The following is a 17,625-nucleotide window of genomic DNA, read 5'->3' as shown; positions in this document are numbered from 1 at the left end:
ATATGGATGAATAAATTTAAAAGAAGTGCAGTTTGTGTTTTTGCGATCTTTATAATTTTCTTTATAACTGCGTGTGGAAATGATGAAACACAAGTCGAATCTACAACTGACAAGGAAGGTAATGTTAAAGAGGGAGAAACTATTACATTAAAAGTAGCTGATTCATTTCCCACTACACACGTTATTTCTAAAGAGGGAATTGTAATTTGGATGGATGAAGTTGAAAAGTTGACAGATGGAAAAGTAACATTTGAACATTTTCCATCAGAACAGCTAGGTAAGGCAGATAGTATGCTTGATGTTGTAAAAAATAATGTTGCTGATATCGCTTCTAATGTCCCTTCCTATTTAGGGGATCGCTTGCTATTATCTACTGTACCTGAATTACCAGGTACATTTAAAACTACCTATCAAGGAAGTCAAGCTTATAATGAATTGTTGCTAAACAACGAAGAGTTAAAACGATTACACTCAGATAATGGAGTGAGACCAATCTGGGGGGCATTATTGGGACCTTACCAAGTTAGCACCACAAACAAAAAAATTCAAACCGTTGAGGATTTTAAAGGTCTGAAAATCAGAGCATCAGGTAATACCCAAGAACTGATTTATCAATCGTTGAAAGCCTCTCCAATATCCATGCCAGCACCGGATCAGTATGTAGCACTTCAAAGAGGAACTATCAGTGCAACTAGTTACATGGTGCCTAACTGGGAGGCTTACAGTCTACAAGAGGAACTTAAATATTCAACAACAAATGGCGCTTTTGGAACAACAGCATTTTCTTTTGTAATTAACGAAAGAGTTTGGGAATCATTACCACAGGATGTTCAGAACGCAATGATTGATGCTGGTAAAACAACAATGGAGCATTTTTCTAGGTATTTGGATGGAGAGTTTGATGAGAGTGTAGAAAAGTTTAAAATCCAAGGTATAGATATGTATGAAATATCTAATGAGGAATTAGAATCTATCTATAGCATCATCCAAAAACCTACTTTTGATGATTGGTTAAAAAAAGCGAGTAAAAATGGGTATGATTCTCAATCAGTTTTAGATGATTATCTTAATCTTGTTGAACAGAGCCCATTAGAATAAGTGATATAGATTAATGTCTTTTATAAATTTGAAAAAATCTTCTCTAATGATATATTTAAAAAGAGTGATTAAGTAAATGAAAATATAATTACTTTGCAAGTCAAAGACTCTGTATAAGACTGTCAAGTATATTTGGCGGTCTTATTTTCCCTAAATAATATCCATTTACAATGCCGTGGATTAAGAATAGTAAACTACGTAAGGCATATTTCTATGTAAAAATCATGAATCAAGTGGATATTTTCAGCGTGGATAAATATGGATAAATTTTGTCTAATGGCGGGAAGGAAAGGAGAGATAAGGTAAATGGAACTTGAAGTTGAACAAAAAAATCCAGATGTACTTTCAACAGTAGAACGAGCACTACGTGTATTATCAATTTTTAATGAACAAAGAAATGAATATTCACTCCATGAAATTTCCGTTAAATTAGGTATTCCGAAAACAATGGCGTTTAGAACACTACTTACCTTAGAAACAATGGGTTATGTTAAAAAAAATGAAAAAGATAAAACCTACTCACTTGGTTACGAGGTCTTTCGTTTAGGAAAATTGGTTGAAAAAGATTTCTCATTAACTAAAATTGTTCAGCCAATCCTACAAGAATTAAATCATGTGACTGAAGAAACGGTGTGTCTAGTTATTCCAGATAAAAAACTTCATCGAGCAGTACAAATTTTAAGTATAGAAACAAAACATCCAATTAAACATAATTCAAACATGGTGACTGTTGGCTTTCTTCACTGTGGGGCTGCAAGGAAAACTATATTAGCTCATATGGAAGAAGAATTCATTGACCAGGTTATTCAAGAAACAGGGTTACCGAAAATCTCGGATAATACCATAACAGATCCAATAGAGTTAAGAAAAGAATTAGTAAATATAAAGGAAAAAGGCTACGCAATTAGCAAAGGGGAAGCCCTTAAGGATGTATTTTCTGCTGCTGCACCTATTTTTAATTATACAGGAGAAATAGTAGGTAGTATTGGGGTTTATTTACCAATGTATCGTTTAAATGACAATAACAATAACGAAGCGAAATTTATAGAGTTAATTAAACGATATAGTTCAAAAATCTCAGATGAACTACTCTTATATAAGTCTTAATAAAATAGTTCTTTTTACAGTTGTTGCAATCATGTTCTTTCGGAGCAATCCTTCAGGGGTTGCTCTTTTTGTATTAATACTAAGTAGTTTTATATTTGGGACGATTCTTGAACGATTTGTCCCTATATCATCAAGTTGGGGTACTGCCGACAAAACGCAGATATTATACGCTAAGACATTTTTTGGATATAAAAACCCTGATTTTTCTACGCTAAGCAGAAGGATCAGGGTTTAATATTTTTCTTCGTATTCTTTTGGTTTCACAGTTTCCAAATAATGTAATGTTAAACTAACGCACCCGTTAGTGCAATATCATAAAACAATTACTTTTTGAAATTTGCCTTCATTAATGAAGCAATCTGTTGCTCATCTGTATTCGCTATTTTTTCTAGTTGATTAATAACTAGCTCTTGTCGCTGAAAAGAATGATTTTGACTTAACTTAGCTTTTCCTTCTATCTTGCTGATTTTTATTTTGAAACCTTGAACTCCTTTGTTCATACCAGAAAGTAAGTCAGCTTCTACATCTTGTAATCTATATGAACTGTCAGTAGCTTCATATTTCAAAACCATTTGATGTAAAGAGTCCATTAACTCATTTTCATCCTGTAGAAGTTCGACTTCTCCATAAACATGAACTGTAACATAATTCCATGTTGGCACTGCTTGATTCGTTTCATACCAAGATGGGGAGATATAACAATGAGGACCATGAAAAATAGCAAGAACCGTTTGATTTTGTATATCTTTCCATTGAGGGTTTGAGCGAGCAAAGTGTCCATATAAGTAGGCATTCTCCTTGTTCAACATTAAAGGTAAATGAGTTGCAAATGGTATTCCATCGTGCCCCGAAATAAGCGTCGCAAAACTATGTTCTTTTATGATATCGTAAGCTGTTGCTTCGTCCTTTACTTTAAAATCTGAAGGAACATACATAATAATCCACCTTTCAAAAAGTTATAGGAGTGTTTTGGTCATTATTAAATCCGTTTGTTCTTCATCACCCATATAAAAAGAATGAGTTCCAGTTTGGACAAATCCCATTTTCTTATAAAACGCAATCGCATTTTCATTTTTTTCCCAAACGCCTAACCAGATTTTTTGTTTATTATGTTCCACCGCAATTTCAATAGCTTTATTGAACAGGTATTTACCAAGCCCATGTTTTTGAAAGTTGCTCTTTATATAAATCCTCTCTATTTCAAGTGAGTCCTCACCCATTTCTTCAGATTGAGCATCATTGGTATTAACCTTTAAATACCCTGCAACTTCATTGTTTAAATAAACAAAAAAGAATTCCGAAGACTTATTGAATAACTCCCTTTCCAACTGTTTAGAATTAAATGCTCTTTCCAGATAGGCTTTCATATTTTCAGGTGAATTCTGCTCTTTAAATGTATCGTTGAATGTTTCAATACTTAATTCTTGAAGTAACGGTAAATCTTCACGGTTACATTTTTTTATTTTTACATCCATTTTAATATCTCGCTCCTTTTAATAATCAATAATTTCTCTTATTTCCCTTTTTAACAAATTCCCAGTCTTTTTCTATATTTTTTCTTACTCTTTGCAGGAGATTGAATATGGTTTCTGTTTCTTTTTCTGAAAAACCCTCTAAAGCAATATTGTTCGAATGATCATTTTCTCTTTTTATAAAAGGAAAAACATTTTTCCCTTTCTCTGTTGGAAAGAGTCTTTTTATCTTTTTGTTATTTTCATCTTCTTTCTTTTCAATAAAGCCATTCACTTCAAGTTTCTTTACAGCACGAGCTGCTGTGGTTCGATCTACTTTAATCAACTCAGCTAACTTTTCTTGAATGATTCCTGGATTTTCACATATTCGCACCACATACAAATACTGTCCTTTTGTAAGCTCATATTCTTTAAATTCTATATTACTTATAGAATCTAATGCCCTTGCTATCATTCCAATTTCTCGAAGAATTTCTTTCATGATTATCCCTCCTTTTGTTTTTTTGTTGCAAATACAACAAAAATAACATATATTGATTTTAAATCTAATTTGTTGTAAATGCAACAAAAATACACACAAAAAAAGAGGTAGAATAAATTGAAATATGTTTTTTATGTAATAGGAATTCTAATATTAACCCTTGGTATTTCACTCACTATACTATCAGATATTGGAACTACACCTTTCGACGCACTTTTAGTAGGACTGTCCATAAAAATCGGGCTAACTGTGGGAAGTTGGGAGATAATACTAGCTTTAATATTAATATGTTGTAATTCATTTTTAAAAAGAAATAGACCTGAAATTCTTGGGTTGTTAACGGCATTTATAACTGGCATTGGTCTTGATATGTGGCTCTTTTTATTGCACTTTTTCATAACTCCTGATCTATGGTACAGCAAACTTATTTGTTTTGGGATTGGCTTAATTCTTGTCGGATTAGGAACTGCAACTTATTTACACACAAATTTCGCACCTATTCCAGTAGACCGATTAACATTAGTAATACAAGAATTATCTAGAACAAGTGTATTTTTCTCGAGAACAATCATTTATCTCGTATTCTTGATAATGGCACTGATTTTTAATGGTCCAATTGGCATTGGCACTATATTAACTGTTTGTCTAGGGGGAGGAATACTCAATTACTTTATGCCACTTATTAAAAAAGTAATAGATCCTGTATTAAGACACTCTAGTACAACACGAAATTTTGATAACGATAAGAACCATTTTATATAGGATGGTTTTTATTTTTCTTCTTCAACTCTAGGGGTGCTTATCTTCAACAAGAAAAGGCGAATACCCTTGTTGAGCATTCCTGCCCTTTAATTAAATAAGACCGCCAAGTGGCGATCTCCGTTGTTGCGTTAAAGCCCCCTTTAGTGGAATAATTCTCCTTCCATTATTTAGTCATAGCAATGACAATTCAACTTGTTCTAAAATTTATTAAAGGACTTTATTAACAGCAGTTCAATATAATATATAGGAGCTTTAAAATGGAGGGGTTTCTTTATTCTTATACTTTTCTATCCATCACTACAATGCTTTGGTTCCTATTGTTATTAAAGATATTTAAAGAACAATATTCTCTTAAAGACATTTTAAAAAGCATATGTGTTTATATTATTGGTAGCCTCACGCTATCTGCAATTCTTACATATTTCGGATTGCCGACTGACCCGTTTACAGACACAAAACTCAAAATTTTAATTACTGTAAGCTCCATTAGTGTCGCCCTTATTAGTATGTATTTCATAATCCGAAGTTTATTTAATAAAACTAAATCATTACTTTTTTCCATTCTATTTTTAATCTCGATACCGATACTAATTATTATCCACATTATTTTATTATTGATAGTAGGCTAAATCATTGTGATTTAGCCTATTTTTAACCTTCCTATTCCTTCACTATCCTGCTTCGTTAGTGTAAGTACACCTTTTCACAATCTCCTATATATCTTAACATAAATATCCATTTCCTCTATATAAAAAAATACCAAAAACGACCGTTTTTGGTTGTAGAAAAGAGATTATCTAAAAATATTCAAAAACTACTTAAAACACATAACCAAAAATATAACCAAAATCAAATTACTAATATATCTATTTAAATACCCTTTTTGGTATAGTAAATGTATTAAGTAAGGGGGGATTTGTGTTGAAATTTGGATATGCACGGGTAAGTACGCAAGATCAGTCATTGTCATTACAACTGGATGCTTTGAACCATTATGAAGTGGAACAGATTTTTGAAGAAAAAGAATCAGGTAAGAGGAAAAACCGTCCTCAATTGGACGAGCTACTTAAAGTTCTGCGTAAGGGCGACACAGTAGTTGTCTACAAATTAGATCGTATCAGTCGAAGTACCAAACATTTAATTGAACTCATGGAGCAGTTTGAAGCTAAGGGAATTCATTTCGTGTCTATTCAAGATAAAATTGACACAACAACAGCTATGGGGCGATTCTTTTTCAGAATGTTAGCCAGCATAGCCGAATTAGAACGGGACATCATTAGTGAACGAACTAAAGATGGACTGGTAGCTGCTAGAGCTAGGGGAAGAAATGGAGGTAGACCGAAGGTTGAACCTAAAAAAATCATGCTTGCCATGAAGATGTATGAAAGTAAAGACTACTCCTTATCTCAAATTAAAGAAGCCACAGGAATAGGAGCAACAACGTTATATCGTTACTTAGGAACGAAAGAAAAATCTGGCAAGGAGGTATAACATGAGAGGGAAAGAACTGTTAACCTCCGATCAGCGAAATATGTTTGTGTCTATTCCCGATGATATGAATGAGCATGACATAGAAATGCACTATACTTTTACCTCAGAAGATCTTGGATTTATTAATAAGCACCGAAGAGACCATAATCGCTTAGGGGTTGCTTTACAGCTCGCTGTCCTTCGGTATCCGGGTTGGACTTTATTTCAGATTAAAGACATTCCCAGCCCAATACTCGATTATATTGCAAAACAAATTGATGTCTCCCCTCAAGAATATACCCAGTATGCAAAACGGGTAGCAACTCGAAATGAACATCTAGAGGAACTTCGGCAACATTATGGCTACCAAAACTTATCCTTTGGGGCATATCGAATAATTGCACAATTTACTCTTAAACTCGCTCTTGAGAACGGAAATACAGACTACTTGATTCGCTCAACAATTGAAGAATTGCGAAGACAAAAAGTAATTTTGCCAGCACTGACAACAATAGAAAGGATTGTATGGGAAGCTCGTCAACGGGCAGAAGAACGAATTTTTAAATCTATCATCTCTACATTAAGTGAATCTCAAAAACAAAAGTTAGATCACTTACTTGATGTAAGTTCCACCAATTCAAAGACACCCCTTGCTTGGTTGCGAGAAGTTCCCGGTCAATCTTCTCCAGATGCCTTCTTAAAGGTTATAAAACGTCTTCAAGTCATACGAACTTTGCAACTTAATGTGGATATTAAAGAAATTCATCCAAATAGGGTCTTACAGCTAGCACGATTGGGTTCCAAATATGAACCCCGTTCATTCCGTAGATTTAAAGAGAATAAGAAATTTGCGCTTTTAGTTTTACACCTCCTACAACTTAGCCAAAACCTTACTGATCATGCCTTTGAGATACATGATCGGCAAATTAGCCTATTGTTATCAAAAGGACGTAAAGCTCAAGAAGAGATTCAGAGGTTAAATGGTAAATCAGTTAATGAAAAGGTTATTCACTTTGCAGATTTGGGAACAGCATTGATTCAAGCAAAAGAACAAGGGAAGGACCCATTTGAAGCCTTAGAAGCTATTATGCCTTGGGAGGACTTCGTAAACTCAATAGAAGAGGCGAAGCAATTATCACGCCCAATGGATTACGATTACTTAGACTTACTAAAATTTCGCTTTAACTACTTACGTAAATATACTCCAACATTGTTAGAAGCCCTAGAATTCACTTCTACAAAATCAGGAGAGCCATTGCTTCAAGCTATTGAGACCATTAAAGAGATGAACAAAAATAATAAACGAAAAATTCCAGAAGGAGCTCCTTTGGACTTTATCTCGAATCGCTGGCAAAAGCACGTTTATGATGATGATGGTAATATAAATCGCCAATATTATGAGATGTCTGTTCTTACCGAGTTAAGAAATCTTGTACGCTCAGGTAACGTTTCTATTAAAGGAAGTCGTCAGCATCAAGATTTTGATAATTATTTAGTGACAAAAGAAGCATGGGAGCAAAACAAGCACCTTAATGGACTTACCGCACCACCTTCTGTTGATGAATACTTAAAATTGAAAATAGATGCATTACATAATCGGCTTGAATGGATTAAAGCGAATATCACAGAATTAGATGGGGTTAATTTTGAAGACGGACGGCTGCATCTCCATCGTTTGGAGAAAAACGTTCCAGAAACAGCACGAGAATATAGTTTATCTCTATATCAACTGATACCTCGTGTGAAGTTGACAGATTTGCTTATGGAAGTAGCAAGTTGGACGGGATTCGAAAAGCAGTTCCTCCATGCTTCTACGCTGAATCCACCGAAAGAAGAAGAAAAGCCTGCGATCATGGCAGCGATTATGGCTATGGGAACAAACATCGGTCTTACTAAGATGGCAGAAGCGACACAAGGGGTTTCTTACCGGCAAATGTCCACAGCCTCACAATGGCGTTTATATGAAGATGCTATGAATAAAGCACAAGCCGTTATGGTGAATTTTCAACACCAGTTAAACTTGTCGTCGTACTGGGGCGATGGTACAACTTCTTCTTCAGATGGAATGCGTGTTCAAGTAGGAGTTTCATCCTTACACGCTGATGCAAATCCACATTACGGCACAGGGAAAGGAACAACCATTTATCGGTTTGTTAGTGACCAATTTTCTAGCTTCTATACGAAAGTGATTAATACAAACGCAAGAGACGCTGTTCATGTTATAGATGGTTTATTGCATCATGAAACCGACTTGCATATTGAAGAACATTATACAGATACGGCTGGTTATACGGATCAAGTATTCGGATTAACTAATTTGTTAGGATTTCGATTTGCCCCAAGACTACGAGACCTTGCAGATTCAAAACTTTATTCATTTGAAAAACCAGACCAATATCCAGAAATGGAGAAGTTGCTTCGTGGAAGAATTAACACCAAGATCATTCAGGAAAATTATGATGATGTATTAAGGTTGGCACATTCCATTCGTAAAGGAACGGTCTCTGCTTCTCTCATTATGGGGAAATTAGGTTCTTATTCTCGTCAAAATAGCCTTGCGACAACTTTAAGAGAGATGGGTCGCATAGATAAAACCTTGTTTATATTAGATTATATTTCTAGCGAAACATTGCGTCGGCGAATTCAACGTGGATTAAATAAAGGAGAAGCTATGAATGCATTGGCACGAGCTATTTTCTTTGGGAAACATGGGGAACTTAGAGAAAGAGCATTACAAGATCAATTACAGCGTGCCAGCGCCTTAAACTTAATTATTAATGCTATTAGTATTTGGAATACCGTGTATCTATCACAAGCAATTGAACATTTTAAAAATACAGGAAAGTATCAAGAGGAATTGCTCCCACACATATCACCATTAGGATGGGAACATATAAACTTTCTAGGAGAATATTCATTTATACCTGAGATTTTGAACTCAATACATTCCCTACGTCCACTTAGGGTTTTCATATCCAAAAAATGTCTTAGCGTATAATATCCGCGTTTTGTCGGCAGTACCCCAAGTTGTCATGATCCCAAAATAAAGAAGACTCTAGGGGAACAATCAGTAAAAAAGCTTCATAATACTTTTTTGAAATTATAGATTTAGTCTATATTTATATATAAATTTCAAAAATAATCATCGTAATATTAGTGATACAATTTAATTAAAATATTTTTAATTTTACAAAAATGATTAGAGGAGTTGGGTCTTTTGGTAAATAATTTAATTTCCGAAGAGTGGGTAAGGGTCAATACGGTAAATGAAATTGCGACAGTCATAATAAATAGAGAAAACAAACTTAATGCATTAAATTCCGAATTAGTAACAGCTTTAATAGGGAAGTTAAAAGAGTTGGAAGAAGATGAATCGGTAAGAGGGATCATTCTCACGGGAGTGGGAAGAAGTTTTATTGTCGGAGCAGATATTAGTGAGATGAAAGAGTTAAATACTGCATCTGCAATTAATTTTATTACAAGACTACACCAATTGATTAATACCATCAGGCAACTAAAGAAACCTGTTATTGCGGCAGTTAATGGCTATTGTTTTGGTGCGGGGCTAGAATTAGCTGTTGCCTGTGATCTTTTAATTGCTTCAGAGGAAGCAAGTTTTGGAATGCAGGAAGTTCAAATAGGAATTCCCTCAGTGATAGAGGCGGCCTTGCTTCCATTTATCATTGGTGTTGCCAAAACTCGGGAGTTATTATTAACGGGTGAAGTTATCAACAGTAAGGTTGCATCAGAAATAGGCCTCGTGAATCATATCGTGAGTCATGAAACATTGATGGAAAGGACAGAAGAATATGCTCAAAAAATTACAAAGAATGCACCTCATGCGGTTATGTTACAAAAACAGTTAATTAATCGTTGGCTCGAAAATGCAGGAGTAGACCAATCGATTAAAAATGGAATTGATTCTTTTGGAATCGCTTTTTCTTATCCTGAAGCATCTCAAGAGTTAAAGAACGCTTTAGGTGGGGGAGAGAAGTGAGTATTTAGAAAGCTTCCAGTAACTTTGAATTATTAAAAATATAATGAAGGACGATATATTTGTGATCGTCCTTCATTTTTTGTTCTATTAAATAAAAAAAACCAATGTGCCAAATAGTGCACATTAGTATATAAGTTAAGTTAAAACATCGATATGGGAATATATTTCTTTCAATTTTAATTTCAATATTTTCCCTATTTTGTTTTTAGGTAACTCATTAAGAAATACAATTCGGCGAGGAGTTTTGTATTTGGCAAGATGTGTTTGACAGTAGCTGATTAAATCATCTTCACTAAGGGTAGATGACGTTTTTTTGATAACACATGCGATCACTTCTTCGCCCATTCGTTCTGAAGGTACACCGATGACAGCTGCTTCGAATACTTCCTCGTGTTTTAACAGTAGTTCCTCTAGATCACGAGGGTAAATATTAAACCCGCCCCGAATAATCAATTCCTTTTTTCGACCTACAATATAAAGATAGCCATCTTCATCCACTTTTGCCATATCCCCTGTGAAAAGCCATCCATCTTTAATCGCTTCCTTTGTTGCCTCTTCATTCTTATAATAACCAGGTGTAATATTGTCACCTTTCACAATCAGTTCCCCTATTTGTCCTGTCGGTAGCTCTACACCGTTTTGATCCACGATTTTGATTTGCAATCCTGGGAGTGGGAGCCCTACTGACCCTTCTTTGATGGGGATGTCCTTACGCTGCCTGGAAACACTCGGTGAAGCCTCGGACAGTCCATAGGCATCATATATTTCCGCCTGGAATTTCTTGCGAACCTCCTCTCGAAGACTCGCTGGTAAAGAAGTTGAACCAGATTCAATCGCTTCGAGACTAGACAGATCATAGTGAGAAGCAAATGGACTCGAAACCATTTCATGTATCATGGCAGGTACTAATGAACAGGATTTGATCTGGTATTTTTCAATAGCTTCAAAAATTTTCACTACATCAAACTTTTGGAAAATAACAACCGCATTTCCGAGGTGAAAAAGGGCATTCATGGCACTAAATCCATAAACATGCGCAAGAGGTAGAACTCCTAACATCGTCCCACGCTTTCCATCCGTAAAACTTGTTCGTGCAATTACATTTGCAGATAGGTTACGATGTGTTAACATTACTCCCTTTGGTCTCCCGGTTGTCCCTGATGTATATAAAATAACAGCTAAATCCGTTTCATGAATGTCACAGTAGATCTCCTGAATCCGATTTTCAGATATTTGTAGTTTTCCTTTTTGCCAATCCGTAACCTCCATATTTGTATGAGGAATTTCACTTGGCAGTTGATCCATACAGATTACTTTTAGCTCACCAGAAAGGCGTGCAGAAGCAGAATGAATTTTCGAGAATACATCAGAAGTAGTGATGACTGCTTTTGCTTCTGAGTGTTCTAGGATAAAAGTAAATTCATTTTCGTTTAGGAGATGCATAACAGGTATAACAATTGCCCCTAAACGTAAGATTGCCTGATAGCTATAAATTACTTCAGGGCAATTGGACATAGAAACAAGTACGCAATCACCTTTTTTAATTCCCATAGAGTGCAGAAAGAATGCCAATTCTCTTGCTGCTTTATCAACTTCCATATTTGTAATTTCCCGATCTTGATAATAAATACAAGGGTATTCCCCATATTTAGCTATATTATTAGGTATAAGGTCTGTAACTAACATCATACATCTCCCATAATATTATAAGTTTTATGTTAAAGGCAGGTTTACCATTATAAATTCATTAGCTATCAACTCGTTATTTTTTCTTTATCCTCTTTAAGCAATTCTTCTAAAATAAACTGTGTTAGATTAGTAGGGTCGGCCACATGATATAGTTGAAATAATGCTGTTTTATACCAGAAATGGATTCCTTCTTCCCAAGTGAACCCCATCCCGCCATGTAGCTGAATCGCATCTTCGCATATTTTCTTGTACATCTCTGCTGTAAATAGTCGACTTCCAGCGATATCAATGTAATTGTAAGAGTCTTGATCATGCATAAAGGCAACGTATATATTAAAGCTGCGGGCTTTTTCAAGCATCATATACATATCAGCTAGCATATGTTTGTTAGCTTGAAACGACCCAACCGAAACCCCAAACTGCTTCCTTTCCTTTACGTAATGAACCGTTTGATTTAGAACTTTATTGGCTCCTCCTACCATCTCGCCATTTAAACAAATGAAATACGTCATCAATTGATGAAATAATCGTTGACTGTGGTCACTCTCTCTTTTTTCTACAAAATCATCATTTAAATGAACGAGTACACGGTCGAGTACAACCTTTCCTTGCGGTTTAGACAAATCAACGGATTCTTGGGGTACGATGGTAATTCCTTCCCGATCAGTATTGATTAAGCAAACAGATATTTTTCCATTAGAGTCTTCTATTGGAAGTAATAGTAATTTTGAGTGTTGTGCAAATAGGATGTGGTCCAATTCTCCATTTATGAGAAGACAGCCATTTTCCTCTTCCATTATTTTAATACTCGGCCAAATTAAGTTAAATCGATTGTTTTGTTTTTCAATTCGAGGTAAAACAGCAGTAATAAGTTGTTCTCCTGAAACGACATTGTTCAATAGTTCTGTCTGCGTAGTTGTTAATGTAGATTGACTTAGAAAAGGGACAATATATCCGCCGACTAATGAATAAGGGCCTGGGAAAAGCGTTTCACCAACTGATTCACATAGATACATGAAATCAAGTGCAGTCATATTCTCAATAAGTTGCATATCCCCTTTTGCTAAGACACTTAACCATCCATTTTGGGCTACTTTTTTCCATAGCTCCTTAGAAAAACCTTTGTTTTCCTCAATGGTTTGATGAAAAGTTTCGTTCGATAGTTCCTTATTTAATAATGAATGAAAGGACTGTTTCATCATCTGTTGTTCTTCTGTAAATCGATATTCCAATCTATTTCCCTCCTATCGAACTAGGCAAATCTAATGATTTGGCGATAATATTTCTCTGAATTTGACTAGTTCCTGCATAAATGGTTTCACCTCGGGAAGATAAAAACTTATTCATCCAATATTGATGGACATCTTTGGTTACAGCTTCCTCCCCTAAGATATCCATCGCCAGATTAAGTAGTTTCTGATGACTTTCACTCCATGCTAATTTTCCTATCGCTGGAAGCGCGCCCGTGGGTTCATTTTGATTTAATAGAGCAATATTTCGAAGTGATAGACTTTTCAATATTTCACTTGATAGATAACTTTCTACTAATCTATGATTCAATAAAGAGTTTTCTAGGGTTTTCTCACTCTTTTGATTCTTCACTAATGACAGTAGTTGTTTAAATTCAAACCTCATTCGTAATGTTCTTTGAGCCATGTGAATACCGCGTTCATGAGCAAGTGCATAATTAGCCATTTCCCACCCGGCATTTAATTCTCCAACCAGATCTTCTTTTGGTACGACAGCATCTTCCAAAAACACTTCCGCAAAGTCTGAGTTATCGGCTATATCTCGAATAGGCCGAACAGTGACCCCTGGTTGATCGAGATCTAAGATCATTAGACTGATCCCCTTATGTTTTGGAGCATTAGGATCTGTCCGGACTAAGATATAACACTTATTTGCATATGGACCATACGAAGTCCATATCTTTTGCCCATTAAGAATGTAGTGATCACCTTTATCCTCTGCTCTGGTTTGAAGGCTTCCTAGGTCTGAACCAGAATTCGGCTCTGAGAAGCCTTGACACCAAATATCTTCGTGATTTAGCATTCGAGGCAAATAATATTTCTTTTGGTCCTCCGTACCATATTTAATTAAAGTCGTCCCAAAAATACTAATTCCATTTCCATTCAACACTTCAGGAGCATTAACATTTACTAACTCCTCTATGTAGACAAGCTGCTGTTCAAGTGTTAGTCCTAGTCCACCATATTCTTTCGGCCATGAAGGGGCACACCATCCATTTTTTGCAAGTATGATGCCCCATTCTTTTCGTCTTTTAATTAACTCTTCTCCAGTTACATCGTGATACCATTCTTGCGGGAAATTGGCTTGTAGCCACGTAAGAAAAGATTGCCGAAAAGTCTCAGCCTCTTTTGAATAATGAAAATTCATCTTCTCTCTCCTTAATGTTTTAATATAATCCTCTTATGATTCTTCTTTACTTAAATCTTTTATAATGGCAAATGTTCCTACAGCCTTTGCAATCGTATTGCCATTCTCGTTCAAAACTTTCGCTTCAACATGTTGAATCCTTTGACCTGGATTAATGATGTTTGCACTTGCATATAGAGTCCCATCCGTAACAGGTGCAAGAAATTGGGTCGTTAACGAAGCTGTTGCTATGAGTACTTCCTTTGCGGAGCAAATCGTTACGCCCATGATGGCGTCTAAAATGGTAGTAATAGCCCCCCCATGTAACACGTTTCTTGTATTCATAAGTTCCCTTATTACAGGAATTTGAATCACCACATCACCTGGTTCTAACCGATAAAATGAAATGCCCATATGCTTCCAAAAAGGGGAGCTTTCAAAATCATCCCTAAGGGCTTGAAGGTAATCATTTGTCATGTTTTCTTTCATGTAACTTCCTCCACATATGAAATTGTATCTACAGTATTTCCAATCTCCCTCGGTTAGGGAGATTGGACTGCATTTCGTTAGATCTAACTATTAAGTTAATGTTTTAACTATAGGGGCTTCATTAGCAGTTTAATCCTGAAATTTCTTTACTTCTGCCTGAAGTATTTCTACTGCTTTTTCAAATGCTTCACTATTTTGTTCTTCGATCCATTGATCATTAAATTCTTGGGCGACTTTTATCCACTCTTCCTTTTCTACTGATGATAACTCATGCAAAGTAATCCCATCAGAAGACCAGCTATCCATTGCCTTTTGATTTTCATCTAATATATGCTTTGCGTGTGCTTCAGTCACTTCTGTACCCGCCTGGTTTATGGCTTCTTTCACGTTTTCAGGAAGCTGCTGCCATTTTTTTTCACTAATAACTAATCCCACGGCCCCTGAACCATAGCTAGCACCATTCGTTCCATATCCTATCAGTTCATTTAATTTAAAATCTTGTATAGATGTCGGAGCTGCGTACAGGGTATTAATGACTCCCTTATCAAAAGCTTCATACATTTCTGGAGTAGTAACAGTGACAGGGGTTGCTCCAAGAAATTCTAATAGTTTCGTTTGTACCCCTCCGGGAGCTCTAACTTGCATGCCCTCTAAATCTTTCGGAAGCTTTATTTGTTTATCCTTTGTATAAAAGTCATATGTAGGGGTCACATAGGTTGCGATCGGTCTTACCCCATTACTTAGGAAATCTTCATCTAATATAGGACTTTGCTGGCTAATGGTATGAAAGGCCATTGTCCCCTCATAAGTATCCTCGAACAATCCAGGCATTCCCATTAGGTTACTTGAAATTGGCATTTGACTAGGATAATAGGGACTCGCATAATATGCTATATCCGTTGCTCCATCCTTGGCTAAATTAAGCAAATCAGCAGCTTTCCCTAATTGCTCTGCCGGATAGTAATCAAACTCTACTTGACCTTCTGTTAATTCCGTAACCCTTTCCATAAATGGTTCAATCAGTACACTAGGAATTGAATGGGTTGGGGGATGTGCTGCAGCTAGTTTAAGAGTTATTATTTCCTTTCCCGAGGCATCTACCTCATTAGTATTCTCATCACTTGTGTTTGAGGTTGAACTACATCCAGAAAAGATTAGAGCAAAAGTAACTAAAAAGCTTATCAACAGAACACTCTTTTTTTTCACCAAAATTATCACTCCTCCGTCCATATTTTTTAAAAGCGCTTTCAATAATGTAACTTTATCATAGATTAATTATTTAAAATTTTTAAAATATTTATAAAAATATAGATAAACCTTATAATTAATAAATAAGTGCAATTGTTCTTCGAGAGAATGGAGAAAAGGATAATATATTGAGAGAAATTAAAAAATGGTCTTATATCACAAATGGGGCTATTAGTGGTATCAAACACATAACAGGATAATGAATTATATAGAAAAAAGATGATGACTCGGGGGTAACATGATGGATTTAAAACAGATAGAAGTTTTTAATAAAGTTTGCGAAAGTAAAAGCTTTTCGGAGGCAGCCAAAGAATTATATGTTACACAACCCACCGTTAGTTCTCATATAAAGTCATTGGAGGATAAGTTAGAGGTACAATTATTTCGAAGAAAAGATAAATCACAAGGTACTTTAACTGATGCAGGAAGGCTATTGTATTCTTATACTAGTCAAATTTTTTCCTTAATAAAGGAGGCAGAATCAACGATAAGTAACTATAAAGAAGGTTTAAATGGAAATTTGTCTATCGCTACATCCTATACAGTATTAAACTCTTTTTTACCTAACCTATTAAAAAAGTATAAAGAAAAATTTCTTTCAGTAGAGTTAATCTTACATTCTGGGGTTACTGATAATGTAATTAAGATGGTTTCTAATCGAGAGGTTCAGTTTGGTTTCATTCGAAATGCTACTCCTTCTTTAATTGATCCTACATTTGTTACAGAATGCATATCATCTGATCAGTCCATCTTTATTTGTGCACCGAATCATAAGTTGGCCAGACTCAAAGAAGTACGGACAAAAGATATCAATCAAGTACCCATCATTAGGATTGGAAAAGGGACAGGTTACTGGAACCAGGTCAGCAGAATGTTTCAAAGTAATAATGTTCAGCCAAAGGTGACAATGGAATTAAATGATATATTTGCAGTGAAGAAAATGACAGAACTTGGCTTAGGAATATCGTTCGTGCCACAAATGGCTGTACAGGAAGATTTAAATAAAGGAAATCTATTTAAACTCAACATAACAGACTTGCCTCCAGTAAAAAGATATTCACTGTTAATTTATCGAAAAGATCTTATATTAACAGGGCCTAACCAAAGTTTTATCGAATTAGTAAACAAATATAAATCGTTTCTAGCATGATATCTCCAGGGCACTACAACTATTGTAAGGCCTTCTTTATTTTCATTGCATCAATCTTCTATTTGTTTTAAATCTATGAAATATCTCCCTCTTACACTTTTAACATAAAAATCTATATTTAGATTATAGATTTTATCAATAATTTTATAAAAATTCATAAAATTAACAATAATTAGTCTATGTTAGAATTTAATTAACGAGAAAGCTCTTTGATTTATGTAAAGCCTTATCCAAGATAGAGGCATGGGCTAATTATCTCCGGAGATGGAGTTCCTAGTCTTTAAGG

General features: G+C 35.2%; 15 protein-coding genes. 7 read left to right on the top strand and 8 right to left on the bottom strand.

From position 1 onward, the window contains the following. The first annotated feature begins 6 nt into the window (after positions 1-6). The gene (locus CZ487_RS00600; protein WP_077210411.1) at positions 7-1,098 is read left to right on the top strand and encodes a TRAP transporter substrate-binding protein; all 1,092 of its coding nucleotides are present in this window, start codon (positions 7-9) and stop codon (positions 1,096-1,098) included. Positions 1,099-1,404: 306 nt separating this feature from the next. Continuing rightward, positions 1,405-2,205, top strand: a complete 801-nt coding sequence (locus tag CZ487_RS00595; protein WP_077210410.1) for an IclR family transcriptional regulator — start codon at positions 1,405-1,407, stop codon at positions 2,203-2,205. 323 nt (positions 2,206-2,528) lie between these two features. On the opposite strand, the gene CZ487_RS00590 is transcribed toward CZ487_RS00595, so the two are convergent. The 3 genes from CZ487_RS00590 to CZ487_RS00580 are packed head-to-tail and all read right to left on the bottom strand — an operon-like array spanning position 2,529 to position 4,158. After that, positions 2,529-3,140, bottom strand: a complete 612-nt coding sequence (locus CZ487_RS00590; protein WP_000289451.1) for an FMN-binding negative transcriptional regulator — start codon at positions 3,138-3,140, stop codon at positions 2,529-2,531. A gap of 21 nt (positions 3,141-3,161) precedes the next feature. Then, on the bottom strand, positions 3,162-3,680 hold the full coding sequence (gene paiA, locus CZ487_RS00585) for a spermidine/spermine N(1)-acetyltransferase (protein WP_000382659.1): 519 nt from the start codon (positions 3,678-3,680) through the stop codon (positions 3,162-3,164). 25 nt (positions 3,681-3,705) lie between these two features. Beyond that, on the bottom strand, positions 3,706-4,158 hold the full coding sequence (locus tag CZ487_RS00580) for a MarR family winged helix-turn-helix transcriptional regulator (RefSeq protein WP_000658993.1): 453 nt from the start codon (positions 4,156-4,158) through the stop codon (positions 3,706-3,708). 117 nt (positions 4,159-4,275) lie between these two features. Between CZ487_RS00580 and CZ487_RS00575 the strand changes: the two genes are divergently transcribed. The 4 genes from CZ487_RS00575 to CZ487_RS00555 all read left to right on the top strand — a co-directional run bounded on the left by CZ487_RS00575 (position 4,276) and on the right by CZ487_RS00555 (position 10,387). Further along, positions 4,276-4,920 (top strand): YczE/YyaS/YitT family protein, encoded by a 645-nt coding sequence (locus CZ487_RS00575; RefSeq protein WP_000878262.1) that lies wholly within the window; start codon positions 4,276-4,278, stop codon positions 4,918-4,920. A gap of 921 nt (positions 4,921-5,841) precedes the next feature. Then, positions 5,842-6,411 carry a recombinase family protein gene (locus tag CZ487_RS00565; protein WP_000668444.1) on the top strand — a complete coding sequence of 190 codons (570 nt, stop codon included), beginning with the start codon at positions 5,842-5,844 and terminating at the stop codon, positions 6,409-6,411. Position 6,412: 1 nt separating this feature from the next. Further along, positions 6,413-9,388, top strand: coding sequence for a Tn3 family transposase (locus CZ487_RS00560; protein ID WP_077210409.1), 2,976 nt, complete (start codon positions 6,413-6,415; stop codon positions 9,386-9,388). A gap of 219 nt (positions 9,389-9,607) precedes the next feature. Then, positions 9,608-10,387: an enoyl-CoA hydratase/isomerase family protein gene (locus tag CZ487_RS00555; protein WP_077210408.1), complete on the top strand. Its 780-nt coding sequence runs from the start codon at positions 9,608-9,610 to the stop codon at positions 10,385-10,387. Between the two features lie 135 nt (positions 10,388-10,522). Here the strand turns inward: CZ487_RS00555 and CZ487_RS00550 are convergent, their stop codons facing one another. The 5 genes from CZ487_RS00550 to CZ487_RS00530 form a co-directional block, all read right to left on the bottom strand. Further along, positions 10,523-12,076, bottom strand: a complete 1,554-nt coding sequence (locus CZ487_RS00550) for a class I adenylate-forming enzyme family protein (RefSeq protein ID WP_237562774.1) — start codon at positions 12,074-12,076, stop codon at positions 10,523-10,525. Positions 12,077-12,141: 65 nt separating this feature from the next. Next, a complete protein-coding gene (locus CZ487_RS00545) occupies positions 12,142-13,308 on the bottom strand; it encodes an acyl-CoA dehydrogenase family protein (protein ID WP_077210406.1) in 1,167 nt (388 codons plus the stop codon). Position 13,309: 1 nt separating this feature from the next. Further along, positions 13,310-14,473, bottom strand: a complete 1,164-nt coding sequence (locus CZ487_RS00540) for an acyl-CoA dehydrogenase family protein (protein WP_077210405.1) — start codon at positions 14,471-14,473, stop codon at positions 13,310-13,312. Positions 14,474-14,506: 33 nt separating this feature from the next. Continuing rightward, positions 14,507-14,941, bottom strand: coding sequence for a PaaI family thioesterase (locus CZ487_RS00535; RefSeq protein ID WP_077210404.1), 435 nt, complete (start codon positions 14,939-14,941; stop codon positions 14,507-14,509). Positions 14,942-15,070: 129 nt separating this feature from the next. Further along, positions 15,071-16,147 carry a TRAP transporter substrate-binding protein gene (locus tag CZ487_RS00530; protein WP_237562778.1) on the bottom strand — a complete coding sequence of 359 codons (1,077 nt, stop codon included), beginning with the start codon at positions 16,145-16,147 and terminating at the stop codon, positions 15,071-15,073. 280 nt (positions 16,148-16,427) lie between these two features. Here CZ487_RS00530 and CZ487_RS00525 point away from each other — a divergent pair, with 280 nt between their 5' ends. Beyond that, the gene (locus tag CZ487_RS00525; RefSeq protein ID WP_084783095.1) at positions 16,428-17,339 is read left to right on the top strand and encodes a LysR family transcriptional regulator; all 912 of its coding nucleotides are present in this window, start codon (positions 16,428-16,430) and stop codon (positions 17,337-17,339) included. Positions 17,340-17,625: the final 286 nt, after the last annotated feature.

The organism is Robertmurraya dakarensis (assembly GCF_900156875.1).
Classification (GTDB): domain Bacteria; phylum Bacillota; class Bacilli; order Bacillales; family Cytobacillaceae; genus Robertmurraya; species Robertmurraya dakarensis.
The sequence above is the reverse complement of the archived record's forward strand: the minus strand, read 5'-3'. Positions and strand labels throughout refer to the sequence as shown.

Coding starts and splice junctions, on each gene's coding strand:
- paiA (WP_000382659.1), bottom strand. CDS start 3,680: ATGGATGTAAAAATAAAAAAATGTAACCGTGAAGATTTACCGTTACTT.
- CZ487_RS00550 (WP_237562774.1), bottom strand. CDS start 12,076: ATGATGTTAGTTACAGACCTTATACCTAATAATATAGCTAAATATGGG.
- CZ487_RS00590 (WP_000289451.1), bottom strand. CDS start 3,140: ATGTATGTTCCTTCAGATTTTAAAGTAAAGGACGAAGCAACAGCTTAC.
- CZ487_RS00535 (WP_077210404.1), bottom strand. CDS start 14,941: ATGAAAGAAAACATGACAAATGATTACCTTCAAGCCCTTAGGGATGAT.
- CZ487_RS00525 (WP_084783095.1), top strand. CDS start 16,428: ATGATGGATTTAAAACAGATAGAAGTTTTTAATAAAGTTTGCGAAAGT.
- CZ487_RS00560 (WP_077210409.1), top strand. CDS start 6,413: ATGAGAGGGAAAGAACTGTTAACCTCCGATCAGCGAAATATGTTTGTG.
- CZ487_RS00580 (WP_000658993.1), bottom strand. CDS start 4,158: ATGAAAGAAATTCTTCGAGAAATTGGAATGATAGCAAGGGCATTAGAT.
- CZ487_RS00600 (WP_077210411.1), top strand. CDS start 7: ATGAATAAATTTAAAAGAAGTGCAGTTTGTGTTTTTGCGATCTTTATA.
- CZ487_RS00540 (WP_077210405.1), bottom strand. CDS start 14,473: ATGAATTTTCATTATTCAAAAGAGGCTGAGACTTTTCGGCAATCTTTT.
- CZ487_RS00595 (WP_077210410.1), top strand. CDS start 1,405: ATGGAACTTGAAGTTGAACAAAAAAATCCAGATGTACTTTCAACAGTA.